General features: G+C 64.1%; 12 protein-coding genes. 8 read left to right on the top strand and 4 right to left on the bottom strand.

Annotated elements, in window-relative coordinates; all coding sequences use genetic code 11:
- Nucleotides 1-9: 9 nt before the first annotated feature.
- Nucleotides 10-1017 (bottom strand): acyl-CoA thioesterase, encoded by a 1008-nt coding sequence (locus QYQ98_RS04355; protein WP_302007526.1) that lies wholly within the window; start codon nucleotides 1015-1017, stop codon nucleotides 10-12.
- Between the two features lie 30 nt (nucleotides 1018-1047).
- Here QYQ98_RS04355 and QYQ98_RS04350 point away from each other — a divergent pair, with 30 nt between their 5' ends.
- From QYQ98_RS04350 to QYQ98_RS04335, 4 genes are all read left to right on the top strand, one after another.
- Nucleotides 1048-1431, top strand: a complete 384-nt coding sequence (locus QYQ98_RS04350; protein WP_302007525.1) for a sterol carrier family protein — start codon at nucleotides 1048-1050, stop codon at nucleotides 1429-1431.
- A 63-nt stretch (nucleotides 1432-1494) separates the two neighbouring features.
- Nucleotides 1495-3003 carry an amidophosphoribosyltransferase gene (gene purF / locus QYQ98_RS04345; protein ID WP_302007671.1) on the top strand — a complete coding sequence of 503 codons (1509 nt, stop codon included), beginning with the start codon at nucleotides 1495-1497 and terminating at the stop codon, nucleotides 3001-3003.
- Nucleotides 3000-4142, top strand: coding sequence for a phosphoribosylformylglycinamidine cyclo-ligase (gene purM / locus QYQ98_RS04340; protein WP_302007524.1), 1143 nt, complete (start codon nucleotides 3000-3002; stop codon nucleotides 4140-4142). Before purF ends, purM begins: the two co-directional genes overlap by 4 nt.
- 176 nt (nucleotides 4143-4318) lie before the next feature.
- A complete protein-coding gene (locus QYQ98_RS04335; protein WP_302007523.1) occupies nucleotides 4319-4528 on the top strand; it encodes a DUF3073 domain-containing protein in 210 nt (69 codons plus the stop codon).
- Between the two features lie 101 nt (nucleotides 4529-4629).
- On the opposite strand, the gene QYQ98_RS04330 is transcribed toward QYQ98_RS04335, so the two are convergent.
- Nucleotides 4630-5817: a folate-binding protein YgfZ gene (locus QYQ98_RS04330; protein ID WP_302007522.1), complete on the bottom strand. Its 1188-nt coding sequence runs from the start codon at nucleotides 5815-5817 to the stop codon at nucleotides 4630-4632.
- Nucleotides 5818-5850: 33 nt separating this feature from the next.
- Between QYQ98_RS04330 and QYQ98_RS04325 the strand changes: the two genes are divergently transcribed.
- A complete protein-coding gene (locus QYQ98_RS04325; protein WP_302007521.1) occupies nucleotides 5851-6750 on the top strand; it encodes an aminodeoxychorismate lyase in 900 nt (299 codons plus the stop codon).
- A 53-nt stretch (nucleotides 6751-6803) separates the two neighbouring features.
- On the opposite strand, the gene QYQ98_RS04320 is transcribed toward QYQ98_RS04325, so the two are convergent.
- Together QYQ98_RS04320 and QYQ98_RS04315 are read right to left on the bottom strand one after the other, a co-directional pair.
- Complete coding sequence (locus QYQ98_RS04320; protein WP_302007520.1) at nucleotides 6804-7526, bottom strand: FABP family protein; 723 nt, start codon at nucleotides 7524-7526, stop codon at nucleotides 6804-6806.
- Nucleotides 7527-7541: 15 nt separating this feature from the next.
- Nucleotides 7542-8294, bottom strand: coding sequence for a DUF2993 domain-containing protein (locus tag QYQ98_RS04315; protein ID WP_302007519.1), 753 nt, complete (start codon nucleotides 8292-8294; stop codon nucleotides 7542-7544).
- 22 nt (nucleotides 8295-8316) lie between these two features.
- Between QYQ98_RS04315 and mshD the strand changes: the two genes are divergently transcribed.
- From mshD to pstC, 3 genes are all read left to right on the top strand, one after another.
- Nucleotides 8317-9312 (top strand): mycothiol synthase, encoded by a 996-nt coding sequence (gene mshD / locus QYQ98_RS04310; protein WP_302007517.1) that lies wholly within the window; start codon nucleotides 8317-8319, stop codon nucleotides 9310-9312.
- Between the two features lie 237 nt (nucleotides 9313-9549).
- Nucleotides 9550-10668 carry a phosphate ABC transporter substrate-binding protein PstS gene (pstS, locus tag QYQ98_RS04305; protein ID WP_302007516.1) on the top strand — a complete coding sequence of 373 codons (1119 nt, stop codon included), beginning with the start codon at nucleotides 9550-9552 and terminating at the stop codon, nucleotides 10666-10668.
- 210 nt (nucleotides 10669-10878) lie between these two features.
- Complete coding sequence (gene pstC / locus QYQ98_RS04300) at nucleotides 10879-11967, top strand: phosphate ABC transporter permease subunit PstC (protein ID WP_302007515.1); 1089 nt, start codon at nucleotides 10879-10881, stop codon at nucleotides 11965-11967.
- Nucleotides 11968-11974 lie beyond the last annotated feature (7 nt).

Here is an 11974-nt window from a genome sequence, read left to right as displayed (position 1 = left end):
CGGCGCGTTCTAGTCGATCGACTGATGCGGCGGGTTCGGGCTGACCAGCGGCATCGGGCGGTACTCCTCGCGCAGCTCTTTGAGCACCTCGGCGTGCTCCCACAGGGCCTTGTCCTCGTCGGTCTCGGGGACGAACTGGCGGGCCTGCAACGGGTCGCCGTCGATGTCGGTGGCCACGTAGGTGAAGGTGGCGTGGATTGCGGTCTGCAGGTTCTCGCGGCCGCCGCGGGGGTCGCCGGAGCGGACGTGCGTGCTCACGCTCATGGAGCGTTCGCCGGTGCGGGTCAGGCGGGCGTCCACCTCGATGAGGTCGCCGATGGAAATGGGGCGGTAGAAGCGGATGCCGCCGGCGTAGACAGCGGCGGTCTGCTCGCCAGACCATTCCATGGTGCAGGACGTGCCGGCGGAGTCGATCCACTCCATGGCGGTGCCGCCGTGGACCTTGCCGCCCCAGTTGATGTCGGTCGGCTTGGCCATGAAGCGGTGGATGGTGCGCGGGGCCTTGGAGTCGCCGTCGTAGGTCTGCTTGAGCATCTCGTTTTCGATGTCTTTGCGGAGCTGGAGACGGGATTCCGCGGCCTGTTCGACGCGCTTTTCTTCCTCGGTAACCGGGATGTACTTAGGCACTTCCATGCCCTTGCCGGTCTCGGGGTCTTTGGCCACGAAGATCACTAGGCAGTCGCAGGCGCGGGTGAACACGCCCTCGCGGGGATCGGCGGAGAGCACCTCGTTGACGATGTGCATGGAGGAACGGCCGGTCATGGCGATGCGGGAGCGCACCTCGACGATGTGGCCGGACGGAATCGGGCGGGTGAAGTGGATGTGTCCCACGTAGGCGGTGACGCAGTAGGTTGAGGACCACTGGACCGCGCAGGCGTAGGCCGCTTTGTCGATCCACTCGAGCACGCGGCCTCCGGAAACGCCTTGGGCACCGGCGTGGATCACGTCGGTGGGGGCCGCCATGAATCGGAGGGTGATGGATGAGGACTTGTCTACAGTTTCCGCTGTCTCGGTCATTTCTGTGAGTGTAATACGTAGACTGCGTTCATGGCTCCTAAGAACGACCCGCAGGCAACTCGCGCCGCTGTCGAGGCGGTCAAAGGATGGATCGAGGACCCGGATGGAGCGCCCGTTCCGGCGCGGGGGCTGATTGCAGACGCTTGTCGACGCACCGCGCGTGCCCTTGCCGGCGAACTTCCCGGACACACGGTGGAACTGAGGGTGCCTCCGTTCGTGGCTGTCCAGTGTGTTGATGGTCCGCGGCACACCCGTGGCACACCGCCGAACGTGGTGGAGATGTCGCCTCTGGTGTGGTTGCAGTTGGCCACAGGGAAAGTGGGTTACGCGTCAGCCGTGGACGACGGCCGCGTGGAGGCCTCGGGTTCCCGCGCCGGGGAGGTCACCGCGGGGCTGCCGGTGATTGCCCTCTAGGTGAGTGAATCCACTAGGGTTGAGCCCGTGCAAAGCTTGAATGCCGATGCTGTTGATGCTGACATGCCTCGGGGCGTTCCGTGTGCTCCGCGTGACATGGATGCTGAGGAGAACGAGCCGCGCGAGGAGTGCGGCGTATTCGGTGTATGGGCGCCGGGCGAGGACGTCTCTAAACTGACGTATTTCGGCCTCTTCGCCTTGCAGCACCGCGGCCAGGAGGGGGCCGGTATCGCGGTGGGCGATGACGGCCGCATTGTGGTGTTCAAGGACAGCGGTCTGGTCTCGCAGGTCTTCGACGAGGCGATTCTGGATGCCCTACAGGGCGATGTGGCGATCGGTCACACGCGCTATTCCACGGCGGGCGCGCAGAACTGGGAGAACGTCCAGCCGATGTTCCGCACGTCGCCGAACGGCACGGACGTGTCTCTGGCCCACAACGGCAACTTGGTTAACTACAAGACGCTGCAGGATGAGGCGATCCGCCGCAAGCTCGTTCCGCAGGAGGGCGTCGAGGGGCAGGGCTCGTCTTCCGACACGGCAGTCGTGTCGGCGTTGCTTGCCGACGGTGTCCGGGAGGGCCGCACCCTGCTCGACTCCGCCCGCAATCTGCTGCCCACTCTCAAAGGCGCTTTTTGTCTTGTCTTCACAGACGGCAAGACGCTGTACGCCGCCCGCGACCCGCACGGTGTGCGGCCGTTGTCGCTGGGGCGTCTCGAGCAGGGCTGGGTGATCGCCAGTGAGACCTCAGCCCTGGACATCACCGGCGCCTCGTTCGTCCGTGATATCGAGCCGGGCGAGCTCATCGCCATCGATTCCTCCGGCATTTACTCCGAGCGGTTCGCCGAGGCCACCCCGAAGACGTGTGTGTTCGAGTACGTCTACATCGCCCGTCCCGATTCGGTGGTGGAGGGCACTACGGTCAACGCGGCCCGCCTGGAAATCGGCCGCCGCTTGTCGCATGTGGTGCCTGTCGACGGTGACGTGGTCATGCCGGTCCCCGAATCCGGCACACCGGCCGCCATAGGGTACGCCGAGGAATCCGGCATTCCGTTCGCTCAGGGCCTGATGAAGAACGCCTATGTGGGGCGTACCTTCATTCAGCCGTCGGACACGCTGCGCCAGCTGGGGTTGCGCCTGAAGCTCAACCCGGTGCGCGAAATCATCGAGGGTAAGTCGCTCATCGTCGTCGACGACTCGATTGTTCGCGGTAATACGCAGCGCAAACTCATCCGCATGCTGCGTGAGGCCGGCGCGGCCGAGGTGCACGTGCGTATCGCATCGCCCCCAGTGAAGTGGCCGTGCTTCTACGGCATCGACTTTGCCAGCCCCGGTGAACTGATTGCCAACAACGCCGGCGGGAACGACGAAGCTGTAGCGGAGAATATCTGCCGCGTCATCGGCGCGGATTCCCTGGCTTTCGTGTCCATCGACGACATGATCGCTTCCACCGGCAAGCCCGCCAATAATCTGTGCGCCGCCTGCTTCGACGGCCACTACCCGCTCGGGTTGCCCGAGAACAATGCCAACGCTGACGCCGTCCGGCGCATCCAGGAAGGGACGAAAGCACCATGACCACCCCCACCCCCGACAACCAGCAACCGGGCGCACCGGAGACTCCCGAGAGCTCGAATGGCGCAGGTAGCCCGGAAAGCACCGACGCGTCCGTTTCCTACGCCGCAGCCGGCGTGGACATCGAGGCCGGCGATAAGGCGGTGGAGCTCTTCGCCCCGCACGCCAAGCGTGCGACGCGCCCGGAGGTTCGGGGCAGCCTCGGCGGTTTCGCGGGCCTGTTCGCGCTGGGCAAGTACAAGGAACCGCTGCTGGCTGCGGGCTCCGATGGAGTGGGCACGAAGCTCGCCGTAGCGCAAGCGATGGACAAGCACGACACCATCGGCATCGACTTGGTGGCCATGTGCGTCGATGACCTGGTCGTGTGCGGCGCTGAGCCGCTGTTCCTCCAGGACTACATCGCCGTGGGCAAGGTCATTCCGGAGAAAGTGGCCACGATTGTCGGCGGTATCGCCGAGGGCTGCGTCCAGGCCGGTTGCGCTCTGCTCGGCGGCGAGACCGCTGAGCACCCGGGCGTGATGGGGGAGGACGAGTACGATGTCTCCGCCACCGCAGTGGGCGTGGTGGAAGCGGATGAACTGCTTGGGCCGGACCGCGTGCGCGAAGGTGACGTGATCATCGGTATGGCGTCGTCAGGCCTGCATTCGAACGGCTACTCGCTGGCGCGCCACGTGCTTTTGGAGAAGGCTGGTCTGCCGCTCGACGGGCACATCGAGGAACTCGGTCGGACCTTGGGCGAGGAGCTTTTGGAGCCCACTCGCATCTATTCCCTCGACTGCCTCGCCTTGACTCACGAGTGTGAGGTGCGCACGTTCTGTCACGTCACCGGCGGCGGCCTGGTGGGCAATATGGAGCGCGTGATTCCCGAGGGCAAGGTCGCGGAGATGCACCGCACGTCGTGGGAACCGCCGCAGATCTTCCGCACGATCCGCACCGTGGGCAAGGTCCCCGGCGTCGAAATGGAGAAGACGTTCAACATGGGCGTGGGCATGGTCGCAATCGTCGCGCCGGAGGACCGGGACCGTGCCCTGGCAATGCTCACCGCCCGCCACGTCGACTGCTGGGAGCTCGGTGTTATCCGCGGCGCGACCAAGGAGGACGGCGGTCGCCGCGCATCGCTCGTCGGCTCTCACGTGTACTAAGTAGCCTCGCCTCACCCGCGTAGGCCCGTTATCCCCGCGGTTTGTGCAGGTGACGGCCGTGAGCGACATAATTTGACGCGCACGCTATTATGGCATGCAGGACAAATTTTCAGACGTTTTAAAAAGGGTCGCCGACTATTTGAGCCGCTCTTTAGACACCTCAAGGGGGTCACGCCATGGGTCGCGGACGCGCCAAAGCAAAGCAGACCAAGGTCGCACGCCAGTTGAAGTACAACACGCCCGACATGGATCTTGATTCGCTCCAGCGGGAGCTCGCGGGCAAGGCCCCTTCCAACCAGTGGGACGATAGCTCGGACGACGATTACGATGTCGACCCGCAGTATGCGGACTACGCCGACTGGGACGCAGACGAAGACGGGCGCTAGCCAGACGCGAACCAGATCCGTGTGATTTCCCGCACGCGAAACCTCAGATCTCGTGTGACGCGTGGGGTATGGGGATCGCGCGCATCTTGTGGGCGCGCAACTTAGCGCCCACGCAGCTTGTCGACGGCCCGGCGCCCCGCCCTTTCCCCCTCATCCGCCGGCAAGGAATCGATGTCCACGGCAGCGGTGACTGTCATCGTGCCGTTTTCTTCGTCCCCGGTCTCAATGTCCAATGTGATCCCGGCCGGCGTGCCTGCGGTTGGGGCTGGGGAGCTGCCTGAACTGACGGAGCCGCCGGCTGTGTTGCCGGCCGGAATGTTCAGAGCGGAGCGCTTCACCAGCGCCAGAGCGATCGGACCGTAGTCGCAGTCGTGCACGACGGTGCCTAGCCGGCCCACGGTGCGCCCACCCAATGTGATGGGGGAGCTCGCTGCGGGCTCAACGGGTGCGGAGCCGTCTAGGTGCACAAGGACGAGCAGTCGGGGAGAGCGCCCCAAGTTCTCCACGCGCGCGACTGTTTCCTGGCCGCGGTAGCAGCCCTTGTTCAGGTGGACTGCGCCGACGTGTCCACCGCGGGCAATGAGGGTCGGGGCCTCGTGGGGGATGGACTTGGCGTCCAAGTCTGCCCGGTGCTCCGGTTCGAGGGCCTTGACCCGCTCGGCGGTGAACGCCATGAGACCGGCGCGTTCCAGCCCAGACTCGGGGCTGGTGAGAACACGGTATGCGTCTGCGAGCTGCGTTCGGGGCACGGCGATGTCGATGCGGCGCGGCCCTGCCCAGTCCACTTCGCGGCTGAACACGGCACTGATCGAGTCCGAGACAGTGAACGACATCGGCGCACCGAGCACCGTGATGATGCCCAAATCAGCTTCTTCGACGGTGACATCGGACCAGAAGATCATCTTGGTCAGGTAGTCCGCAAAGGACTCGCCGGCATACGACGCGGTGTCCAGATAAAAGGCGTCGCCGACGCGCGTGATGTCGGCGTGGTGGAGGATGCGGCCCTGCATGTCCAAGTCACAGACCGCAGCGCTGTACCCGTCGGGTGTGTCGTCGAGCTTCTGCGAGAGCAGGTTATTCAGAAATTCCGCGGCATCGGGTCCGGCCACGCGGATCACGCAGCGGTGGCTGCGGTCGACAGCGGCGCCGCCGCGCTCCACGAAACGCTGCTCCCGCAGGGGGTCGCCGTAGTGGGAGGGGACGCCGGCGGCGTCGATAAGCGTGCTCGTCGCATCGGGCAGCTCGGCCGCTCCATTGAAGCTCAGTAGGGGCGATCGGTAGTTCTTCACGGGCCCGATTCTACGCGGGCATAATGGGCCGGTATGGGCCCCAATCACGCTGTCATTTATCTCGTTGAGCCGTTCGGAGGCTCCCTGCGGCGGCAGAATGCGAACCTGCCGCACGTGTACTGGGACGACGCGGCGGTGACGCGCGGGGACGGGTGCTTCGAGACGATTCTGGTGTCTGCCGGTGCCCCGACCAATATTGACGCGCATCTGAAGCGCTTCGCCAATTCGGCGCGGCTGCTCGACCTCCCGGAACCTCCCGCTGGGGCCTGGCGCACCGCGACGGAGCAGGCCGTGGCCGATTTCGTGCGCGAGTCCGGGTGCGAGCCGCAGGAGGTGGAGGCGAAATGCCAATGGACGTACACCCGGGGCCGCGAATCAACCGGCGTGCCCAGCGCATGGGTGACGGTCCGCCCGATCCCGCGCGAACAGATTGAGCTGCGTGAGCGCGGTGCGAAGGTCATGACCGCCCCGCGCGGGTACACGCTTGCGGCCACCGACGAGACCCCGTGGCTCACCGTCGGGGCGAAGACGCTTAACTACGCGGCATCGATGTCGGCTGTCCGCTGGGCGAAGAGCAAGGGTTTCGACGATGTTATCTACGTCGATCCCGCCACCGGGCGCGTCTTGGAAGGAGCGACGTCCTCCGTCGTCGCTGTGAGGGGCGACAAGCTGCGCACGCCCACCACTGGCGGAGATGTCCTGCCCGGCACGACGCAGGCCGCCCTCTTCGCTGAGGCCGAGCAGCACGGCTGGCGATGTAAGGAAAAGAACTTCGATGTCGACTATTTACTCAGTTCCAACCAGGTGTGGCTCGTCAGCTCTGTTCGCGGCGGGGTGCGCGTGACCGCCATTGACGGCAAAGAACTTCCCGCGCCGAGCAAGAAAGAAGAAGCGAAGCTGCGAAAGCTCATTAGCGCGGCGATGGCGCGGTAGAGCTCGCCGCTGCCGTTTCGTGCCCGGCGGTTGAGCGGGGTTTCAGCCGAGGTTTAGCCGGCGATGCGCTTCAATTCCGCGGACATGTGGGGGATGAAGACGAGCTCGTCGCCGGCGGAGCCGGCAGCCACGCGTTCGTCGACCCACCCCAGGTTGTTATTCGGCATCAGGCCGTACATGCGCTTCCCCGGGCCGTGGTTGGCCGGACCGGTCTCAGTGGCGATCGTGGACGCGGACGTGATCTGCCAGGCGCGCTCGTTGACCGGGGAGCCGTAGAGGATTTCCACGAGGCCCCGCGAGTTGGTCAGCGTCACCTCGATCTCATCTTTAAGCGAGATGCGCCAGAAACCCGTCTCGCGCTGGTCTGCGCCCGTGGAGTTTCCATCGGAATCGATGCGCCACATGCGGGAGTCGAATTTCAGGTAATTCTCGCCATCGTGGGAGATGACAAGCTGCTGGCCGAAGGCGTACTCAACCGGATCCTCGTCGGGGGATGCCGGGAGCTCGACGGCCTGGCCCGTGCCCTGCCACACGCCTACCAGCGGCAGTAGCCCCAGGAGGCCATCGTTCAGGTTGGGGCCCTGGCGCAGGTTGGCTGTGTCGTCCGGCAACGGGATATCATCCAAGCCCAGCGCCGGGATGTTGCGGTGGGCAGTGTTCTTGGACTGCTCCGCAGCGAGGTTCACGGCGTCATTGCCGTTCAGCTTGGCGGTCGCCACGTTATCGACATTGTCGGTGTTCTCGGCGTCGTTAGTGTTCTCGTTGTTTTGGCTCATGCCAGTCAAGGGTAGTCACGCATTGGCGGGAGCAGCGATGGGGGAGAGCAGCTCGGGTGTCAGGGTCACCGCGTGCTGCTGCGCAGAGAAACGGATGGAGCCGCCTGCCACTTCGACTTTGTCGGCCTGCGCGCCGATGGGGATGTTCCGGGTGTCCAGCTCCAGCGTATAAGCGGAGGTGACGGCGGGGATGAGATCAGATGGGACGTCGATAAGCTGGACCGGTTCCATGCGGAATGTGGCGCCGTCGAGGCGGAGGGCGACCACTGCCGACGTTTTCTCGTCCGTGCCGGGGACGGTGCCGGTGAGCTGTGCTTCGCTGGCGGTGCCGCCGGTCGGCGAAATATCGTACGGGTTCGCGATGTCCAGGTCTGTCATACCGAGCAGTTGCCCGAAGGCCACGCCGTCGAGAGAGAGCGTGTGCTCGACCCGCTTGGCCTCGCTGCCTATGAAATCCGCGCCGACCGCCTTCTTCGCGTCCACGACGATGTCATATATATCTGTGCGCGAGTTGGCTATGCCCACGCCCTCCACATCCACGTCAAGTGCCTGGAAGCTCACGCGCGTCACCTTGCCGGAGAACGCGACCTGGGCAAAAGGGAAACCGCCGACGTACGTGTCCGGGTCCGCGGGCAGTCCGTCCGCTTCCCGCGCGTGGGCGGCGAGGGTGCGTTCCACACGCGCGGCAACGGCAGCATCCGCGCCGAACGCCACAGCGACAATTCCTGCGAGCACGCCCGCTGCGGCCGTTAACCCCTTCGCTTTCATGCTTTTACCGTAGCCTGGGGGCATGACACAGGGTTTGTCCGGAGTGCAACGCGTCGATCTATCAGCCGAATCTGCGCTGCTCAGCGAGGTGCGAGAGCTGCTCGATCGCGCGCACGAAACCGATGGGGTGGAGGCGTTCTCCGAGGGCTTCCGCAAGGAGCTCGGTCGCACATCTACCCATGTTCATTGGGCATTGCTTACCGACGGCACCCCCCGCGCCCTCGCCGCTTACGCCCCCGACGGGTCCGCTGAATTAGTTGTGGACCCTTCCGCACGCGGAAACGGGCACGGCAAAGAGATGGCGGAAACGGTGCTGAACGCTCGCCCCGACTCAGGGCTGTGGGCGCACGGCGATCTCCCCGCGGCGCGGGCGCTCGCTTCACGCCTGTCGTTGACTCCGACCCGCGAATTGCTCGTCATGGCGCTGGATGGGCCAGTTTTGCAGGAGGTCGGCGGTGCCCGCTCCGCAGCTGAATCGCTCGACGAGGGGTTCATCGAACTGAGCTACCCCGACTCGGTGGCTCGGTGGGGCCACGATGCCGTCGAGCGTGCCTGGCTGGATGTCAACAACGACGCGTTCTCATGGCACCCAGAGCAGGGTGGGTGGACGATGCATGCGTTGCACGATGCCATGGACACGGAGTGGTTCGACCCGGACGGCGTGCGGCTGCTCTGGGTTATTGCCCATTCAGGAGAGTCCGACCATGACCGCTCTGTCGCCGAGAAAACGGATTCTGAGCTGCCTGTGCTCGCTGGCTTCCACTGGACCAAGCGCCACTCCGCCGATCTGGGAGAGGTCTACGTTGTCGGCCTCGCCTCCGATTTCCGTGGCCGGGGCCTCGGTGACCCGCTGATGCGCGCAGGGCTAGAGCACCTCGTCGCAGGCGGCTCTCGCCGGGTGATCTTGTACGTTGAAGCCGACAACGGCCCAGCGGTCCGGCGGTACGAGCAAATGGGCTTCGCTGTCGTGGAGCGTCACGTGGTGTACTCGCGAAGCGGCGCCGGTGCTGAGGAATGAGGGAGGAATAAAAGATCCTCCGGCACCAAATGGGTCATAAAGCGCACCACTAATTCACAGGAGTTCCCAAAGTTAACTCTTTGTTAACCGTTTAGGGGCCTCGGGGTTAACACTGGGCACGTAGCTTGCACAGATGTGAGCACTCAGGCACGGCACTGGTGCGCCGTTATGGCGTTTCCCGGTGGCCTGAGACCGATGCTCAGAAGAAATCTGAATTCGCACCGGAAAGGTATCCTCGTGATCCGTAACATCAAGCGCTCTGCAGCAATCGCAGGTGTTGCTGCACTGACTTCCGTCACCCTCGTTGCATGCGGTGACTCCAACGAAACCAACACCGAGAACAGCAACGACAGCAAGGGTTCCATCGAGGGTCTGTCCGGCCAGACCGGCCAGCTCGTCGCTGAGGGTGCTACTTCCCAGGCGAACGCCATGGACTACTTCAGTGCACGTTACGCTGAGGAAGTTCCGGGTGCGAACCTCGCGTACAACGCCACCGGTTCCGGCTCCGGCATCAAGAACTTCATCGGTAACCAGGCCACCTTCGCTGGCTCCGACTCCGCCCTGAAGGAAGACAAGGGCGAGGTTGAGGCTGCAAAGCAGCGTTGCGGCGGCAACGACGCATGGCACCTGCCGATGGTCATCGGCCCGGTCGCAGTTGCGTACAACCTGAAGGACGTCGACGAGCTCAACCTGACCGTTGACAACATCGTCGAGATCTTCGACGGCACCATCACCAAGTGGAACGACCCGAAGATCGCCGAAAACAACGACGGTGCGAACCTCCCGGACACCAACATCTCCGTGATCTACCGCTCCGACGAGTCCGGCACCTCCGACAACTTCCAGAAGTTCCTGGCTTCTGCTTCCGATGGCAAGTGGACCGGCGAGGGCAAGGCCTTCCCGCAGGGTGTCGGCGCTGGCGCTAACGGCTCCACCGCTGTTGCTGAGCAGGTCAATGCTACCGAGGGTGCTATCACCTACGTCGAGGCTGGCTACGCTCGCGACCTCGACCTCGGCACCGCAAACATCGACTTCGGTGCTGGCCCAGTCGAGCTCTCCGACGAGTCCGTCAACAAGGCTCTGGAGAACGCCGAGTTCAAGGGCGAGGGCAACGACCTCGTCGTCGATTCCAAGGCTCTGTTCGCTTCCAAGAACGAGGGCGCATACCCGCTGGTCCTGACCACCTACGAGATCGTCTGCTCCAAGGGCTACGACGAGGAGACCAAGAACATGGTCAAGGACTTCCTGACCGTCGTCCTCGAGTCCCAGGACGAGGAGCTCGCTGACGCTGGCTTCATCCCGGTTTCCGGCACCTTCGCTGAGCGTCTGAAGACCTCTGTCGACGCGATCAGCTAAGACAGTTTCGCTCCCGCTTTCAGTCCTCACAGTCTGAAAGCACGACTTGCCCCCGCCACCTCTGTGAGCCGGGGGCTTGTCTACGTGATGGGCGGTTCGTAAACCGTCTCCGGCAGGTCACGGTCGGACGAACGCCTGGAATCTGCGTGAGCGGCTCTTGAACCCTCTGCTCACGCACACTGAAGTTCACAAACCAAAGGAATCGTCACTATGGCTGACAACGAATTGCCGGCAACTGAGCACGACGATCGCGGTGCTGGCCCCGCCACCCGCGAAGATCCCGTCGTTGCCTCTTCGCAGGCTACTCCGCGTGAGAAGGGCCAAGATCCCGCTGCATCCAACACACCCGTCGCTGGCAACGCGTCCTCCGGGGCAGGCGTGAAGCGTCCGGGCGACCGCATCTTCGAAGCACTGTCCACCATTTCCGCCGCGCTGATCACCGTGATCATTATTGCGGTGGGCCTCTTCCTCCTCATCCAGGCCTTCGATCCGCTGCGCCTGAACAAGGAGAACTTCCTCACTTACGGCGGCCAGTGGCAGACCGCCAACCTGGAGAACATGCAGTTCGGTATCCCGAACCTGTTCTTCACCACGATCACGGTCTCGCTGATCGCTCTCATCATCGCTATGCCGGTCGCCCTCGGCATCGCAATTTTCTTGTCCAACTACGCGCCGAAGCAGCTGGTCCGCCCGCTGGGAACGCTCGTGGACATGCTCGCCGCAGTCCCGTCGATCGTTTACGGTCTCTGGGGTGCACAGGTTCTCGGTCCGAAACTCTCCGGTTTCTACGAATGGATCCACTCCTGGGGCGGCGATTTCTTCCTGTTCAAGCAGTACGCGAACTCCCCGTCGTTCGACACCGGCCGTAACATGCTCACCGGTGGCATCGTCCTGGCAGTGATGATTCTGCCGGTCATCGCCGCAACAGCGCGTGAGATCTTTGTGCAGACCCCTCCGGGACAGATCGAATCCGCTCTCGCCCTCGGTGCGACCCGTTGGGAGGTCATCCGCATGACCGTCCTGCCGTTCGGCCTCTCCGGCTTCATCGCCGGTTCCATGCTCGGGCTCGGCCGCGCACTGGGTGAGACCATGGCGCTCTACATGGTTGTCTCCCCGGGCCCCGAGTTCCGTGGCTCGCTTTTCGACGGCGGTTCGACGTTCGCTACCGCCATCGCAAACGCCTCGGCAGAGTTCAACAACCCGACGTCCGCCGGTGCCTACATCGCGGCGGGTCTGGTCCTGTTCCTGCTGACCTTCATCGTCAACTCGATCGCCCGCGCGATTGTCAACAAGAAGTAGGTGTATG

This window comes from Corynebacterium sp. P3-F1 (assembly GCF_030503635.1).
GTDB lineage: Bacteria > Actinomycetota > Actinomycetes > Mycobacteriales > Mycobacteriaceae > Corynebacterium.
Note: the sequence above shows the minus strand (reverse complement) of the source record. Positions and strands in the feature narration are given on the sequence as shown.

What these genes read in the sequence shown, in the direction of transcription:
- QYQ98_RS04335 (WP_302007523.1), top strand. Translation starts at nt 4,319, where the DNA reads ATGGGTCGCGGACGCGCCAAAGCAAAGCAGACCAAGGTCGCACGCCAG.
- QYQ98_RS04325 (WP_302007521.1), top strand. Translation starts at nt 5,851, where the DNA reads ATGGGCCCCAATCACGCTGTCATTTATCTCGTTGAGCCGTTCGGAGGC.
- pstC (WP_302007515.1), top strand. Translation starts at nt 10,879, where the DNA reads ATGGCTGACAACGAATTGCCGGCAACTGAGCACGACGATCGCGGTGCT.
- mshD (WP_302007517.1), top strand. Translation starts at nt 8,317, where the DNA reads ATGACACAGGGTTTGTCCGGAGTGCAACGCGTCGATCTATCAGCCGAA.
- QYQ98_RS04350 (WP_302007525.1), top strand. Translation starts at nt 1,048, where the DNA reads ATGGCTCCTAAGAACGACCCGCAGGCAACTCGCGCCGCTGTCGAGGCG.
- purM (WP_302007524.1), top strand. Translation starts at nt 3,000, where the DNA reads ATGACCACCCCCACCCCCGACAACCAGCAACCGGGCGCACCGGAGACT.
- QYQ98_RS04315 (WP_302007519.1), bottom strand. Translation starts at nt 8,294, where the DNA reads ATGAAAGCGAAGGGGTTAACGGCCGCAGCGGGCGTGCTCGCAGGAATT.
- QYQ98_RS04355 (WP_302007526.1), bottom strand. Translation starts at nt 1,017, where the DNA reads ATGACCGAGACAGCGGAAACTGTAGACAAGTCCTCATCCATCACCCTC.
- purF (WP_302007671.1), top strand. Translation starts at nt 1,495, where the DNA reads ATGCCTCGGGGCGTTCCGTGTGCTCCGCGTGACATGGATGCTGAGGAG.
- QYQ98_RS04320 (WP_302007520.1), bottom strand. Translation starts at nt 7,526, where the DNA reads ATGAGCCAAAACAACGAGAACACTAACGACGCCGAGAACACCGACAAT.